The following is a 15,659-nucleotide window of genomic DNA, read 5'->3' on the forward strand; positions in this document are numbered from 1 at the left end:
AGTCCGGACCTTGTTCTCCACTTGTAGATTATTCCAGGGTTATGCTCAAGCAAAGGCCTCTCAGTTCATGCAACAGCACATTCAAAGACTCAGGAATACCCGGAGTAGGCATCGGCTCGCCCTTAACGATTGCTTCGTATGCCTTAGAACGTCCTACGACATCATCCGACTTAATGGTAAGGATTTCCTGAAGAATGTGAGCAGCACCGAAGGCCTCGATTGCCCAAACCTCCATTTCTCCAAAACGCTGTCCACCGAACTGTGCCTTACCTCCAAGAGGCTGCTGAGTGATCAGAGAGTACGGACCGATAGAACGTGCGTGCATCTTGTCTTCAACCATATGACCCAGTTTCAACATATAAGTCACACCTACAGTCGCAGCCTGGTCAAACTGTTCACCTGTACCGCCATCATACAAATAAGTCTTGCAATAGCGAGGCAACCCTGCCTTATCTGTCCACTTGTCCAGATCGTCCAATGTCGCACCGTCAAAAATCGGAGTAGCAAACTTCACTCCCAGCTCTTTTCCGGCGCGTCCAAGTACGGCTTCGAATATCTGACCGATATTCATACGCGAAGGCACACCCAACGGGTTCAGCACGATATCAACCGGCGTTCCGTCAGCCAAGAACGGCATATCCTCCTGACGAACAACTCGAGATACGATACCCTTGTTACCGTGACGACCCGCCATTTTATCGCCGACACCGATTTTACGCTTCTTGGCAATATACACTTTGGCCATCTGAATGATGCCGGAAGGAAGTTCATCACCGATTGTCAGCGCAAACTTCTTACGCTTCAGCTCTGCATCAAGTTCTTTGAACTTCTTCAGATAATTCATAACCAGGTCACGGATCATATCATTCTTATGAGCATCGTTTGTCCACTTGCTCAACTGAATAACGGTATAATCCAGCGGTTCCAGATCATGCTTTGTAAATTTGGCGCCCTTGGCTATGACTTCCACACCCAGATAATCCTTAACACCTTGGGAAACCTTATCGGCCGTCAGTACCAGCAACTTGTTGACAAGTATTTCCTTCAGTGCTGCGGCTTTTTCTTTAAATTCATCCTCCAATTTGGGAAGAATTGCCTTATCAGCATTTTTCTCACTGCGGGTTTTGATAACACGCGAATAAAGTTTCTTATCAATAACCACACCTCGCAGCGAAGGAGAAGCTTTCAGCGAAGCATCTTTTACATCACCGGCCTTATCGCCAAAAATCGCACGAAGCAACTTTTCTTCCGGTGACGGATCAGACTCACCTTTCGGAGTAATCTTTCCTATCAGGATATCGCCCGGCTCAACACGCGCTCCGATACGAATAATACCGTTTTCATCCAAATCCTTGGTTGCCTCCTCGCTCACATTCGGAATATCAGAAGTCAACTCTTCCATTCCACGTTTTGTTTCGCGAACTTCCAGAATATATTCATCCACGTGAACAGAAGTCAGGATGTCTTCACGAACCATACGCTCGTTCAGCACAATGGCATCCTCATAGTTGTATCCTTTCCACGGCATATAAGCAACAAGCAGATTCTTGCCCAAAGCCAACTCACCGTCAGCTGTCGAATAGCCTTCTGTTAGGATATCACCTTTCTTCACGCGCTGTCCCTTGCTGCAAATCGGACGCAGGTCAATCGTCATACTCTGGTTGGTTTTGCGGAATTTCGGTATGCGATATTCCTTCAACGCAGGCTCAAAGCTGACAAATTCTTCATCATCCGTACGGTCATACAGAATGCGGATTGTTGTAGCGTCTACAAAATCAATGACTCCGTCACCCTCCGCAGCAATCTGTGTGCGCGAATCTTCACACAACTGCTTTTCAATGCCGGTTCCTACAATAGGAGCCTCGGTTCTCAACAGAGGAACAGCCTGGCGCATCATGTTCGATCCCATCAATGCACGGTTAGCATCGTCATGTTCCAAGAACGGAATCAAAGAAGCTGCGATTGAAGCAATCTGCTGAGGAGAAACATCCATCAAGTCAACTTGATCAGGAGCAACAACCGGGTAATCCGCATCACGGCGGGATTTAACCTTATTCCGCACAAACGAACCGTCATCATTCAACGGTGCATTACCCTGTGCAATAATCTTATCTTCTTCTTCTTCAGCAGAAAGATACTCAATGCCTTCCGGTGAAAGATCAACTACTCCATCCTTAACCTTCCGGTATGGAGTCACGATAAATCCGAGGTCGTTAATCTTTGCATAGACACACAAAGAAGAGATCAGACCGATATTCGGACCTTCAGGAGTTTCAATCGGACACAGACGTCCATAATGGGTGTAATGCACGTCACGCACCTCAAATCCGGCACGGTCACGCGACAAACCACCAGGACCCAATGCAGACAAACGACGTTTGTGAGTGATCTCTGCCAACGGATTGGTCTGGTCCATAAACTGAGATAGAGCATTTGTTCCAAAGAATGAATTGATCACAGAAGAAATAGTCTTCGCATTGATCAAATCAATCGGAGTGAACACCTCATTGTCGCGTACATTCATGCGTTCGCGAATGGTACGTGACATACGAGCCAAGCCTATCGCAAACTGATTTGACAACTGTTCGCCTACAGTACGCACACGACGGTTGCTCAAATGATCGATATCATCAACATCCGCCTTCGAGTTAATCAGCTCTATCAGATATTTGATGATTTCGATAATATCTTGTTTCGTCAATACTCTGACATCCATAGGCGTATCGAGATTCAATTTCTTATTGATACGATAACGGCCTACATCACCCAAATCATAACGCTTTTCAGAGAAGAACAAGTTATTGATAACTTCGCGTGCGCTTGCATCATCGGCCGGATCTGCATTTCGCAACTGACGGTAGATATACAGCACGGCCTCCTTCTCAGAGTTGCTCGGGTCTTTCTGCAAAGTATTGAAGATGATGGAATAATCTGAAGAATTAGCTTCTTCATTATGAACGAGGATGTTCTGGACGCCAGATTCAAGAATCAGGTCGATATGTTCAGGCTCGATAACCGTTTCACGGTCGATGACAACCTCGTTACGTTCGATAGAAACAACTTCACCCGTATCTTCATCAACGAAATCTTCCGTCCATGTTTTCAGCACACGAGCCGCAAGCTTGCGCCCCACGATTTTCTTCAGATTCGTTTTGGTTACCTTAACGTCCTCTGCAAGATTGAAGATTTCAAGTATATCCTTGTCATTTTCAAAGCCTACAGCTCTCAACAACGTTGTAACCGGCAACTTCTTCTTGCGGTCAATATAAGCATACATGACATTGTTTATGTCAGTTGCAAACTCAATCCAGGATCCCTTAAACGGAATAATACGCGCAGAATACAGCTTGGTTCCATTCGCATGGATACTCTGTCCAAAGAATACGCCCGGCGAACGGTGCAGCTGAGAAACGACAACTCGCTCAGCGCCATTGATGACAAAGGTTCCTTTCGGAGTCATATAAGGAATCGGTCCCAAATACACGTCCTGAATCACCGTGTCAAAGTCTTCGTGATCGGGGTCTGTACAATAAAGCTTCAATTTGGCTTTCAAGGGAACACTATAAGTCAATCCACGTTCCAGACAATCATCAATGGTATAGTGAGGCGGATCGATATAGTAGTCAAGGAACTCGAGCACGAAGTTGTTGCGTGTATCAGCAATCGGGAAATTTTCCGCAAAAACCTTATACAAGCCATCGTTTTTTCGTTTTTCGGGCGGGGTATCTAACTGTAAAAAGTCATGGAAAGACTTCAACTGCACTTCCAGAAAATCCGGATAGTTCATCGGATTCTTTACGGAAGCAAAATTAATTCGTTGATTTTGAGTTTCTGAAGACATCTGTATGAAGTTTTTATAAAATATTTTCAGCCAGACAATGAATAAATATCCGGCGAACTTAATATAGACACAAAAAGGTTAAGAATCCCCGAACAGGGAGATTCTTAACCGAAGTACCTGACTAACAGGCTAATGTTATTTAAGTTCGATTTCTGCTCCAGCTTCTTCCAAAGTCTTCTTCAAGGATTCAGCTTCGTCTTTAGCCAAACCTTCTTTCAAAGTGCTGGGAGCACCGTCAACCAAGTCTTTAGCTTCCTTCAAGCCAAGACCGCAAGCTTCCTTCACAGCCTTAACAACCTGCAGTTTAGCTGCACCTGCGCTCTTCAAAACAACATCAAATGAAGTTTTTTCTTCAGCAGCAGCTGCACCAGCAGCAGCAGGACCAGCAGCAACAGCTACGGCTGCAGCAGCAGGTTCAATACCATATTCTTCTTTCAGGATAGTTGCAAGTTCATTAACTTCTTTTACTGTCAAGTTAACTAATTGTTCTGCAAAAGCTTTCAAATCTGCCATTTTTGTATGAATTTAATTGTTTGTTACTTTTTAATAATTAATGGTTTGAGTGTTTTCAGTTCAAGCACAACGCATCATTCCGCACGTTCGGCCAAAGTCTGAAGAACTCCATGAATGGTGTTTCCACCAGACTGAAGAGCTGAGATGACATTCTTTGCCGGAGATTGCAGCAAAGCCACGATTTCGGCAATAACCTCGTCCTTGCTCTTGATAGTCGCGAGAGCTTCCAGTTGTTCAGCACCCACATAGAAGCCTTCTTCTGCATAAGCAGCCTTCAGAGAAGGAACTCCTTCTTTATATTCTTTCAACAGTTTTGCCGGAGCATTAGCTGTTTCACAGAACATTACAGAAGTCGTACCTTTCAAGGAATCGAACAACGGTGAATAATCAACATCCAAGCTCATCAAAGCCTTGTGAAGCAATGAATTCTTCACAACTACCAGCTTAATACCAGCATTAAAACATTTCCGGCGGAGCTCGCTTGTTGCAGCTGCATTCATTGCAGTCGTGTCAACCAGGTAGAAATGTCCATACTGCTTAACAGCATCAGCCAACTGGCTGATAACAACGCCTTTATCTTCCTTTCTCATGATTTCCTCCTGCTTTAAATTGTTTCGTCTACAGTTTTAGGGTCTACTTTAATTCCCTTACTCATAGTACTTGAAAGATAAATGCTCTTGATATAAGTACCTTTAGCTGCAGCAGGTTTCAGTTTAATGATAGTAGCAATAAATTCTTTGGCATTATCACGAATCTGATCAGCAGTGAAAGAAACTTTTCCGATTGAAGTGTGAACGATACCGCTCTTGTCAACCTTAAAGTCAATCTTACCCTGCTTAACCTCTTTAACAGCCTTAGCCACGTCCATAGTTACGGTACCGCTCTTCGGGTTAGGCATCAATCCGCGAGGACCGAGAATACGGCCGAGAGCACCGATTTTACCCATAATAGACGGCATTGTGATGATAACATCAACGTCAGTCCATCCACCTTTGATCTTTTCAATATATTCGTCAAGACCTACATAGTCAGCACCGGCTTCCTTAGCAGCAGCTTCAGCGTCAGATGTACACAAAGCGAGCACACGAACTTGCTTACCAGTTCCGTGAGGAAGAGCAACTACGCCTCTCACCATCTGGTTAGCTTTACGAGGGTCAACTCCCAAGCGCACGTCTATATCTACCGAAGCGTCGAATTTAGTAAAAGTAATTTCTTTTACCAAATTAGCAGCTTCTTTAAGTGAGTATGCTTTCCCTGCTTCAATCTTACCTGCAGCCAACTTTTGATTTTTTGTCAGTTTACCCATTGTCAATTGAAGTTAATTAATTATTACCCGGGAAGTCACCTTTTACAGCGATACCCATACTTCTAGCTGTTCCTGCCACCATTGACATGGCAGCTTCGATAGTAAAGCAGTTCAAGTCAACCATCTTATCTTGAGCAATAGCGCGAATCTGATCCCATGTCAGTTCAGCAACCTTCTTGCGGTTAGGTTCAGCGGAACCGCTCTTAATCTTGGCAGCCTCGAGCAACTGGATAGCTACAGGAGGAGTCTTGATGATAAAATCGAAAGACTTGTCTGAGTAGTAGGTAATGATTACAGGCAATACCTTGCCCGCCTTGTCCTGGGTTCTGGCGTTGAATTGCTTGCAAAACTCCATGATATTGATACCCTTGGAACCCAAAGCAGGTCCTACGGGAGGAGATGGATTTGCAGCGCCTCCTTTAATCTGTAATTTGATTTGTCCAGCAACTTCTTTAGCCATTTTCTTATGAAATTTTTATATAAGTATTTAACGAAGGGAACTTTGTACGTAACAAATACATCATTCCTTTTCTACATCCGCAAAGCCTAACTCGAGCGGTGTTTTCCGACCGAATATTTTGACCATAACCTTCAGCTTGCGCTTTTCCGTATTCACTTCTTCAATGAGGCCACTGAATCCGCTGAACGGACCGACGCTAACTTTCACTGTTTCTCCAACGGTATAAGGAATATTGATTTCCTCTCCGCTTTCCTGCAGTTCATCTACCGTACCCAGAATCCGACTTACTTCCGATTGCCTGAGGGGGACTGGATGATCCATTCCTCCAAGGAAACCGATCACGTTCGGTGTATTCCTCAAATGATGGGCAACTTCACCCACCAAAGCGGCCTCCACCAAAACATAACCAGGGAGATAAGTTCTCTCCTTCACAATTCTTTTGCCATTGCGAACCTGATAGATCTTTTCGGTCGGAATCAATACCTGAGATACATAGTCACCAAGGTTACCGTGCTTGATATCAGCATCAAGATACTCTTTCACCTTGCTTTCCTTACCACTTACGGCACGCAGCACGTACCATTTCTTTTCAATCTCAGACATCTTAAAAACTTATTAATAGTGCGGATAGATAACGTCCTCCATAAGGAACTGGAAGGCAGAATCCATTATAAAAACAACGAGTGCAATGAGAAGGGAAGCTGTCAAAACAACCACTGCACTACTTGAAAGCTGCGAACGGTTAGGCCATGAAACTTTATGGACCAGTTCGTCATAAGATTCTTTGCAATACTTCGTTATCTTTGTAAACATATTCTTTTAATTTTAGCACGGGAAGAGAGGCTCGAACTCCCGACACTCGGTTTTGGAGACCGATGCTCTACCAACTGAGCTATTCCCGTAAAAATAGTTCCCGAAAACGAATCCGGGAACTATCGTATCATTCGGTTAAACAACCATTCAATTTATTAGTCAAGGATTTCAGTAATCTGACCAGCACCTACTGTACGTCCACCTTCACGGATAGCGAAACGCAGACCTACGTTCAATGCAACCGGGTAGATCAAATCTACAGTGATAGTTACGTTATCACCCGGCATTACCATGTCTGTTCCTTCCGGCAAAGAGATTTCACCTGTACAGTCCATAGTACGCAGATAGAACTGAGGACGGTAGTGGTTGTGGAACGGAGTGTGACGGCCACCTTCTTCTTTCTTCAGGATATAAACCTCAGCTTTGAACTTAGAGTGAGCTTTAACCTGTCCCGGATGGCACAGAATCATACCACGCTTGATTTCGTTCTTGTCGATACCACGGAGCAACAGACCTACGTTATCACCAGCTTCGCCTTCGTCCAAAATCTTACGGAACATTTCAACGCCAGTTACAACAGACTTCTTGTCTTCGCCCAAGCCCAGGATTTCAACTTCATCACCAACCTTTACACGGCCAGCTTCGATACGACCTGTAGCAACAGTACCACGACCAGTAATTGAGAATACGTCTTCAACCGGCATCAAGAACGGTTTGTCTACATCACGCGGAGGCAGAGGAATCCAGTTATCAACAGCATCCATCAGTTCGATAACCTTGTCTTCCCATTCCTTAACACCATTCAATGCACCCAGAGCAGAACCGCGGATAATCGGAGTGTTGTCACCATCATAGTCATAGAAAGAAAGCAATTCACGCATTTCCATTTCTACCAGTTCCAACATTTCCTCATCGTCAACCATATCACACTTGTTCAAGAATACAACCAAGCGCGGTACGTTTACCTGACGAGCCAACAGAATATGTTCACGAGTCTGAGGCATCGGACCATCAGTTGCAGCAACTACAATGATCGCACCATCCATCTGAGCAGCACCAGTAACCATGTTCTTTACATAGTCAGCGTGTCCCGGACAGTCAACGTGAGCATAGTGACGATTAGCAGTTTCATACTCTACGTGAGAAGTATTGATGGTGATACCACGTTCCTTTTCTTCGGGAGCGTTGTCAATCTGATCGAAAGACTTGATTTCGTCAGCTTTAGTGAAACCTCTTTCTGCCAATACCTTAGTAATAGCGGCAGTCAAAGTTGTCTTACCGTGGTCTACGTGACCAATCGTACCAATGTTCACATGCGGTTTGGTGCGTTCAAATTTCTCTTTAGCCATAGCTTTACTTATTTTTATTTGATTAATAATCAGCTTTACAAATCCACGAGCTGTTACCGGGACTTGAACCCGGGACCTCTTCCTTACCAAGGAAGTGCTCTACCGCTGAGCTATAACAGCAAAAAAAAGAAGAAGAAAAAGAGCGGAAGACGGGACTCAAACCCGCGACCCTCAGCTTGGAAGGCTAATGCTCTATCAACTGAGCTACTTCCGCAAATTCAAGTGGGCAAAGATGGATTCGAACCACCGAAGGCGTAAGCCAGCAGATTTACAGTCTGCCCCATTTGGCCACTCTGGTATTTGCCCCACTCTCAAAGAACATCCGGCATTGAAACACCTTTTGTTTCCTCTTCTTGTTGAGCCTCTTGTCGGATTCGAACCAACGACCCCGAGATTACAAATCACGTGCTCTGGCCAACTGAGCTAAAGAGGCTTGATTTTTAAAATTTTGCAGCCGCCTTTCACGACTTAGCGGCTGCAAAGTTAGGTATTATTTTTTAATCACAAAACATTTTCGTGACTTTTTTACTTACCCTGCTGTTTTTCTTTCGCTTTCAGCAATTGCTTAGACAGTGCATCCATGCACACATCTATCGATTCTTCGAATGTATCACTTACTTTTTCTGCGTAAAACTCTGAATTGAGCGCCAAGACACGCACTCCGGCCTCCTTGTTCATAGCCGTTTCAGGTTTCACAACTTTCAAAGACACCTCTACTTTCTTTATATTATCGCAAAATCTCTCGAGCTTTTCCGCCTTCTTCTGAATAAAGGCTTCCAGTTTTTCAGACGCATCGAAATGAATGGATTGAATTCTTACTTCCATAATTACCTCCTCTTTCTTTAGGCTCTGGGATGAGCTTGTTTATAAACTTTTTTTAATTCTTCAAAAGTCGTATGCGTATAGACCTCCGTAGTGGTCAGGCTCTCATGTCCCAGCAACTCCTTCACCGCTTCCAAGTTGGCTTGATTGTTCAGCATGGAAGTAGCAAAGGTATGCCTAAGCACATGCGGGCTCCTTTTCTTCAACGTTACAACTTTCGACAGGTTCCGTTTCACTATAAGCCTCACCGTTCCAGGAAGCATTGCCCTTCCGTCCTTACGGACAAAAAAAGCCTCACATTTCCCGTCACAGCTTTCGTTCCTCGCCTCCACATAGGCTTTCATATCTTCCCTCAGCTCCTCACCGAAAGGGATCAGCCTTTGCTTGTTTCTCTTTCCAGTCACCTTTATCACTCCCGCCGAGAAATCCACGTCCTTGTCAGCCAGCCCCACAAGTTCAGACAACCGCATCCCCGTCGAATAGAACATCTCTATAATCATACGGTCACGCACTCCTAAAAAGCCTTCGCCGAAATCCGTTTCATCAAGCAAACGGGCCATATCGGCTTCTTTCACAAAAACGGGAAGCGGCTTCCTCTTTTTAGGACCGGCAATCTTCAGCATAGGGTCAACACTGACAACGCCTTTCCTCAGCAAATAATGATAAAAAGACCGCAACGAACTCAGCTTTCTGTTCACTGAAGAAGCCGTATAGCCTGCATCCATCAGCGAAACCACCCAATTGCGGATAACATCAGCATCCACCGTCCGGTAGTCCAGAGCCTCGTCCATGTTTTTAAAGAACTCCTCAAACTTAACCAAATCCGTACCATACGAAAGCACCGTATAGTCCGAATAGTTCCGTTCATAGCGGAGATACCTTAAAAAAGATTCTTTCAGCATAGAAACATCGCTTATATTCAGCAACGAATATATGAAAAAGAATTCAATAATTCAAGAATTTTGCGGAATTATTATTCTTCGTTCTGACGCATTTTTTGTACATAGATGGCATGTTCCATCTTAAGTCTCTTTTTAACAGACGGTTTGTCGTACTGCTGTCTGTTTCTCAGTTCTTTAATTACACCTGTTTTTTCAAATTTTCTTTTGAATTTCTTCAGCGCCTTTTCAATGTTTTCGCCTTCTTTTACTGGTACAATAATCATGTTTTTTAAAATTAAAGATATGTTGTTATTAAATATTTCCGGCAGTTAATCGCGGCGCAAAATTACACATACTTTCTTTATCCACAAAACTTTCCGGCATATTTTATAAAAAATCACACAGAAATGCTAACTTTGTATACCTTAATACATTAAAAACAGTTACACATCATGAAACATATCATTACAGAGCGTGTCGCCGCCTTGAGAAAAGTCATGCTGTCGCAGCACGTCGACGCTTTCATTGTGCCGAGCACCGACCCTCATTCGGGAGAGTACGTACCTGCCCATTGGGAATGCAGGAAATGGATATCAGGCTTTACCGGCTCAGCAGGGACGGCGGTCATCACCGCAGACCAATGCGGGCTATGGACTGATTCGCGTTATTTTTTGCAGGCTGAAGAACAATTGGAGGGCACAGAATATACCTTATTTAAAGACCGGCTGCCAGAAACTCCGTCCATCCCTCAGTGGCTGGGTTCGCAGCTCCCGCCCCACGGACGCATCGGGATTGACGGTACTGTAAATACGCTGGACGAAACCGAAATGCTGAAATCTGCAGTCGCAGCATATGGTCTGGAAGTCGTTTCCATTCCCGATCCTTTTGAGGCCCTATGGACCGACCGCCCATCCATACCCTTGAACCGCCCCTTCATCCTGCCTTTGTGCTATGCCGGCGAATCATGCCAGAGCAAGCTGGCAAGAATACGCGAAAGCATACACGGCAACGGCGCAGAAGGAGTGCTTCTTTCAGCACTCGACGAAATAGCCTGGACGCTCAACCTGAGAGGGGACGACGTACATTGCAACCCGGTCTTTGTAAGCTACCTGCTTATCACCGCCAATGATGCCACATTGTTCATACACCCCCAAAAGCTCACCGAAGAAACGCGCCAATACCTTGCCGCCAACAATATCAACACCCAAGACTACAATCAGGTTACAGAAGCGCTGCTGAACTATAAAGGACGAAACATCCAGATTTCTGATTCTGCCAACTATGCGCTCTATCAAGCAGCATCCGCCTGTACAACCGTCACCCGAAAGCCATCACCGGCACTTTGCCTGAAGGCAATCAAAAACGAAACAGAGATCGAGGGATTCCGCTCAGCCATGAAACGCGACGGAGCTGCTATGGTCAAATTCCTCATATGGCTGAAAAACGCCGTAAGAAACGGAGAGGAAACAGAAAAGAGCATCGACCGGAAGCTGTTTGAGTTCCGCGCACAGCAGGATTTGTTTAAAGGCATCAGTTTTGATACCATTGCAGGCTATCAAGAACATGGAGCCATCGTACATTATGAGGCAACCGAGGAATCGGCCTCTACACTGAAACCCGAAGGACTGCTATTGCTGGACAGCGGGGCGCAATACCTGGACGGAACAACCGATATCACACGGACAATCGCACTTGGACCGGTTACAGAAGAACAGAAAAAGGACTACACGCTGGTATTGAAAGGCTTCATCTCCTTGTCGATGGCTGAATTCCCGTACGGAACCTGCGGCACGCAACTGGATGCCTTTGCCCGCCAGTTCATGTGGAAGGCAGGCATCAACTACGGACATGGCACGGGGCATGGAGTCGGACATTTTCTGAACGTCCATGAAGGACCGCACCAATTCCGCATGAATCATGTGCCGGCTCTTCTGCTGCCCGGCATGACCATAACGAACGAACCGGGAATCTATAAAGCGGGACGCCACGGAGTGCGGACGGAAAACACCATGCTCATCGTGCAAAGCCAGCACACGGAGTTTGGAGATTTCTACAAGTTCGAACCGCTCACCCTCTGCCCCATTGACAAAGAGGCGATTCATGCCGAAATGCTGACAGACGAAGAAAAAGGATGGCTGAACAAGTATCACCGGCAGGTTTACGAGCTGCTCTGCCCTATGCTGAACGCAGAAGAACAGGCATGGCTGAAACAGGCAACAAGTGCGATATAATTCACAGTTCAAATAACTTTCAACCGGAAAAGAATAAAATGGCTTTAATAAAATCTGTAAGGGGATTCACCCCACAAATCGGAGAGAACTGCTATCTGGCAGAGAACGCTACGATCATCGGAGATGTGATTATCGGAGACCAATGCAGCATCTGGTTCAACGCCGTACTGCGAGGAGATGTCAATTCCATCCGAATCGGCAACCGCGTAAACATACAGGACGGAACGGTGCTTCACACCTTATTCGAGAAGTCTACCGTTGAACTGGGAGATGACGTTTCCATCGGACACAATGTCACCCTCCACGGTGCGCACGTAGGCAACAATGCGCTTATAGGCATGGGAGCCACGCTGCTCGACAACGCCGTTGTGGGTGAAGGAGCCATTGTAGCCGCCGGCGCATTGGTTCTCGCAAACACAATCATCGAACCATACACGCTTTGGGGAGGGGTGCCGGCGCATTTCATCAAGAAAATAGACCCGGAACAAAGCAAAACGCTCAACCAACGCACGGCCCACAATTATCTGACCTACGCCGCCTGGTTTAAAGAAGATAAATGACGCCATGCTCTCCCCGAAACAGCCAAGCCGCTGAGGACGGACGGGCAAATCCCGGAACTTCTCGCGGCTTTGGCATTTAAACTCACAGCAAAGAGAGCAGTTCTTCTACATCCTCTTCGCGCGTAGCCCAACTGGTAGCAATGCGGACAACCGTATGATCAGCATCTGCCTTTTCCCAGATGCCGAAACTGACATGTCCGGACAACGCAGAAAGACGGCTGTTTTCAAGCACCACAAACAATTGATTGCTTTGAGGGACCGCATAAAACCGATATCCTTTCTTTTCCAGGCAGGCTGCAATGCGGTCGGCCATCTCGATGCCGTGACGGGCAATCTTCAGATACAGTCCGTCCGTAAACAATGTATCAAACTGCAGGCCGAGCAAACGCCCTTTTGCCAAGAGCACGCCACGCTGCTTGATGATCGTATTGAACTGCTTCACGAAGCCCGGGCGGGGAATCACCACCGCTTCGCCAAACAAGGCTCCCACTTTGGTACCTCCTATATAGAAAATATCACACAAAGACGCAATGGCTTCGAGCGTCACATCTGTTCCATGAGCGGCCAAGCCATAACTCAAACGCGCGCCGTCAAGAAACAAGGGAATATGACGCTTGCGGCATACGGACGACAACGCCTTCAGTTCGTCCAGACGATAAAGCGTTCCGTATTCTGTAGGATGTGAAATATACACCATGCCCGGAGCCACCATGTGGTCCCAGCTCGGATCGGCATAGAAATCACTCACATAACGGTCTACCTCCGCCGCATCCAGTTTTCCTTCATGCGAGGGAAGTGCAAGTACTTTATGTCCTCCCGCTTCAATGGCACCTGCTTCATGCACATTGATATGACCTGTAACGGCTGCAATCACTCCTTCATACGGACGGAGAATGGCTGTAATCGTAGTAGCATTGGTCTGAGTACCCCCTACAAGAAAATGCACCTCAGCCTCAGGACATCCGCATGCCTCACGGATTCTCCTCCGGGCCGACTCACAATATGCATCAGTCCCGTAACCTGGTGTTTTCTCCATATTGGTCCTGATCAGACGCTCCATAATAAGGGGATGTGCCCCTTCCATATAATCACTGTCAAAATACTGCATATATCCTTTTATTGGTTACAACAAATTCAGTTTTTTCGCTATTGCCACAGCATTGACGGAATTTCCGGCATGCAACTTCCGCAAAATATTCTGCCGGTGACGACTCACCGTATGAATGCTGACAGAAAGTGTGCCGGCTATCTCCTTGCTCGATTTTCCCTGCCCGATCAGTCCCAGTACCTCACACTCCCTTTTTGACAACAACGTCCCGCACGATTGCCGTCCGATATCAATCTGCTCTCCTGTCAGAGAGTCTATAATCACGTCCGGATGTTCGTCACGGCACAAAGTATACAGACACAAGGCGAACGCGACATTCCCCGAAGAATCTTCTATATAAAACATCCGATGACAGACCTGCACTTCACCGCCCGACGCATTCTTCATCTTCAGACGCGACATCAGAAAGTAACGGGTACGCACATCAGGAGAAAGAGACTTCCGGAAATGAAAAAAACGAAGTTCCTGTACGTGCTTTTTCATCAGGTCACCGGGACTCATCCGCTCGAAAATCTCTTTTTCCCAGATGGAGTCCGTCTCCAGGAAGGTGCCACGGGAAGCCATACCCAGCATCTCACCCATACCTCCGTAATAAATACAGCTTCGGTCCGACCTCATGTCGCTCAATACAGCCACAGCATTCTCCATCTCCGCATACATCCGGGCAATCCGCCTGCAACGGCCGGATATGTCCGAAGAGTTTTCCACGTCTTCAAAATCCTGCACCAGCAAATTCCGGTTGAGTTCCTGCAAAGTATCATTCATGGCATGCGCTACAAAAATGGTTATTAATAAGCATTGACCCGTTTATCTGAAGGCAATATCTTTGCAAAGATAAAAAATATATCACCATCATAAATTCTTACAGACAAATGAAAACACTTATTCTTACACTTTTCACACTGGGTACGTTAGGCCTGCAGGCACAGACCCTCGAGAAGATGCAATGGTTCAACGAACCTGAGCAATGGGAAATAAACGGAAAAACACTTAACATGTCGGTCACCCCGCACAGTGACTACTGGCGTATCTCGCACTATGGATTTACCGTAGACGATGCTCCTTTCTATTATACCACCTACGGAGGAGAGTTTGAGGTAAAGGTAAAGATTACGGGAGACTATAAGGTGCGCTTTGACCAGGCCGGTCTGATGCTCCGCATCGACAAGGAAAACTACATCAAGGCGGGGATCGAGTTCGTAGACGGCAAATACAACCTGAGTACAGTCGTCACCCACCATACCAGCGACTGGAGCGTCATCTCACTTGACAAAGCCGTTCCTTACGTCTGGATCAAAGCTGTACGCCGGAAAGATGCCGTCGAAGTATTCTATTCTTTTGACGACAAAACCTATACCATGATGCGCAACGCATGGATGCCGGACAACACACCGATGATGGTCGGCCTGATGGGAGCCTGTCCCGACGGAGAAGGATTCAATGTCACTTTCGAAGGATTCAAGGTGACTCATCTGCCTGACATGCGGCGGATGGAATGGCTGAAAAAGAACGCGGAGCATTAATATTATGTGAGTCATGCAAATCTTTTTCCGAGAATCCGCATGACTCACATCACTTTTTCAATTTCCTTGCACATTGTACACACTCCAGCCTTTTCACCGGAGATACAGCTGTTGACAGTGCCACAAAAAAAATCCGTTTTTATTTGGTTTATAAAATAAACTTATTTATCTTTGCTGCAAAAGAACAGGCAATGACGCGCGGTGCCTGTTTTTTTAGACATAGATAGTTTATAAAATAAACCAATTAAAAAA

General features: G+C 45.9%; 16 protein-coding genes and 5 tRNA genes. 3 read left to right on the top strand and 18 right to left on the bottom strand.

Annotated features, from left to right (window positions below; all coding sequences use genetic code 11):
- Positions 1-28: 28 nt before the first annotated feature.
- The 16 genes from rpoB to rpsU form a co-directional block, all read right to left on the bottom strand.
- The gene (gene rpoB, locus NW212_RS00675; RefSeq protein WP_258336727.1) at positions 29-3,841 is read right to left on the bottom strand and encodes a DNA-directed RNA polymerase subunit beta; all 3,813 of its coding nucleotides are present in this window, start codon (positions 3,839-3,841) and stop codon (positions 29-31) included.
- 135 nt (positions 3,842-3,976) lie between these two features.
- The gene (gene rplL, locus NW212_RS00680) at positions 3,977-4,354 is read right to left on the bottom strand and encodes a 50S ribosomal protein L7/L12 (RefSeq protein WP_258336728.1); all 378 of its coding nucleotides are present in this window, start codon (positions 4,352-4,354) and stop codon (positions 3,977-3,979) included.
- A 74-nt stretch (positions 4,355-4,428) separates the two neighbouring features.
- Entirely contained in the window at positions 4,429-4,944 is a 516-nt protein-coding gene (gene rplJ / locus NW212_RS00685) for a 50S ribosomal protein L10 (RefSeq protein WP_258336729.1), read from the bottom strand.
- A 14-nt stretch (positions 4,945-4,958) separates the two neighbouring features.
- Positions 4,959-5,660, bottom strand: a complete 702-nt coding sequence (rplA, locus tag NW212_RS00690; protein ID WP_258336730.1) for a 50S ribosomal protein L1 — start codon at positions 5,658-5,660, stop codon at positions 4,959-4,961.
- A 16-nt stretch (positions 5,661-5,676) separates the two neighbouring features.
- The gene (gene rplK / locus NW212_RS00695) at positions 5,677-6,120 is read right to left on the bottom strand and encodes a 50S ribosomal protein L11 (RefSeq protein WP_258336731.1); all 444 of its coding nucleotides are present in this window, start codon (positions 6,118-6,120) and stop codon (positions 5,677-5,679) included.
- Positions 6,121-6,180: 60 nt separating this feature from the next.
- Entirely contained in the window at positions 6,181-6,723 is a 543-nt protein-coding gene (nusG, locus tag NW212_RS00700) for a transcription termination/antitermination protein NusG (RefSeq protein WP_258336732.1), read from the bottom strand.
- A gap of 12 nt (positions 6,724-6,735) precedes the next feature.
- Positions 6,736-6,933 carry a preprotein translocase subunit SecE gene (gene secE, locus NW212_RS00705; protein WP_258336733.1) on the bottom strand — a complete coding sequence of 66 codons (198 nt, stop codon included), beginning with the start codon at positions 6,931-6,933 and terminating at the stop codon, positions 6,736-6,738.
- Between the two features lie 16 nt (positions 6,934-6,949).
- Positions 6,950-7,022 (bottom strand) — tRNA-Trp (locus NW212_RS00710).
- A 66-nt stretch (positions 7,023-7,088) separates the two neighbouring features.
- Positions 7,089-8,282, bottom strand: coding sequence for an elongation factor Tu (gene tuf, locus NW212_RS00715; RefSeq protein ID WP_258336734.1), 1,194 nt, complete (start codon positions 8,280-8,282; stop codon positions 7,089-7,091).
- A gap of 48 nt (positions 8,283-8,330) precedes the next feature.
- Positions 8,331-8,402: transfer RNA gene (locus NW212_RS00720), tRNA-Thr, on the bottom strand.
- 21 nt (positions 8,403-8,423) lie between these two features.
- A tRNA-Gly gene (locus tag NW212_RS00725) sits at positions 8,424-8,496 on the bottom strand.
- Positions 8,497-8,505: 9 nt separating this feature from the next.
- Positions 8,506-8,588 (bottom strand) — tRNA-Tyr (locus NW212_RS00730).
- A gap of 53 nt (positions 8,589-8,641) precedes the next feature.
- Positions 8,642-8,715, bottom strand: a tRNA-Thr gene (locus NW212_RS00735).
- A 92-nt stretch (positions 8,716-8,807) separates the two neighbouring features.
- Positions 8,808-9,107, bottom strand: coding sequence for a ribosome hibernation-promoting factor, HPF/YfiA family (gene hpf / locus NW212_RS00740; RefSeq protein WP_258336735.1), 300 nt, complete (start codon positions 9,105-9,107; stop codon positions 8,808-8,810).
- A 17-nt stretch (positions 9,108-9,124) separates the two neighbouring features.
- Complete coding sequence (locus NW212_RS00745; RefSeq protein ID WP_258336736.1) at positions 9,125-10,006, bottom strand: tyrosine-type recombinase/integrase; 882 nt, start codon at positions 10,004-10,006, stop codon at positions 9,125-9,127.
- A gap of 71 nt (positions 10,007-10,077) precedes the next feature.
- Positions 10,078-10,269, bottom strand: coding sequence for a 30S ribosomal protein S21 (gene rpsU, locus NW212_RS00750; protein WP_258336737.1), 192 nt, complete (start codon positions 10,267-10,269; stop codon positions 10,078-10,080).
- Between the two features lie 168 nt (positions 10,270-10,437).
- Between rpsU and NW212_RS00755 the strand changes: the two genes are divergently transcribed.
- Positions 10,438-12,216: an aminopeptidase P family protein gene (locus NW212_RS00755; RefSeq protein WP_258336738.1), complete on the top strand. Its 1,779-nt coding sequence runs from the start codon at positions 10,438-10,440 to the stop codon at positions 12,214-12,216.
- A 38-nt stretch (positions 12,217-12,254) separates the two neighbouring features.
- Entirely contained in the window at positions 12,255-12,776 is a 522-nt protein-coding gene (locus tag NW212_RS00760) for a gamma carbonic anhydrase family protein (RefSeq protein WP_258336739.1), read from the top strand.
- Between the two features lie 82 nt (positions 12,777-12,858).
- On the opposite strand, the gene NW212_RS00765 is transcribed toward NW212_RS00760, so the two are convergent.
- Together NW212_RS00765 and NW212_RS00770 are read right to left on the bottom strand one after the other, a co-directional pair.
- Positions 12,859-13,884 (bottom strand): low specificity L-threonine aldolase, encoded by a 1,026-nt coding sequence (locus NW212_RS00765; protein ID WP_258336740.1) that lies wholly within the window; start codon positions 13,882-13,884, stop codon positions 12,859-12,861.
- A gap of 15 nt (positions 13,885-13,899) precedes the next feature.
- A complete protein-coding gene (locus tag NW212_RS00770; protein ID WP_258336741.1) occupies positions 13,900-14,649 on the bottom strand; it encodes a response regulator transcription factor in 750 nt (249 codons plus the stop codon).
- Positions 14,650-14,756: 107 nt separating this feature from the next.
- On the opposite strand from NW212_RS00770, the gene NW212_RS00775 reads away from it, so the two are divergent.
- The gene (locus NW212_RS00775) at positions 14,757-15,407 is read left to right on the top strand and encodes a DUF1349 domain-containing protein (RefSeq protein ID WP_258336742.1); all 651 of its coding nucleotides are present in this window, start codon (positions 14,757-14,759) and stop codon (positions 15,405-15,407) included.
- Positions 15,408-15,659 lie beyond the last annotated feature (252 nt).

It is taken from the genome of Bacteroides sp. ET225 (assembly GCF_024733745.1).
Taxonomy (GTDB): domain Bacteria; phylum Bacteroidota; class Bacteroidia; order Bacteroidales; family Bacteroidaceae; genus Phocaeicola; species Phocaeicola excrementipullorum.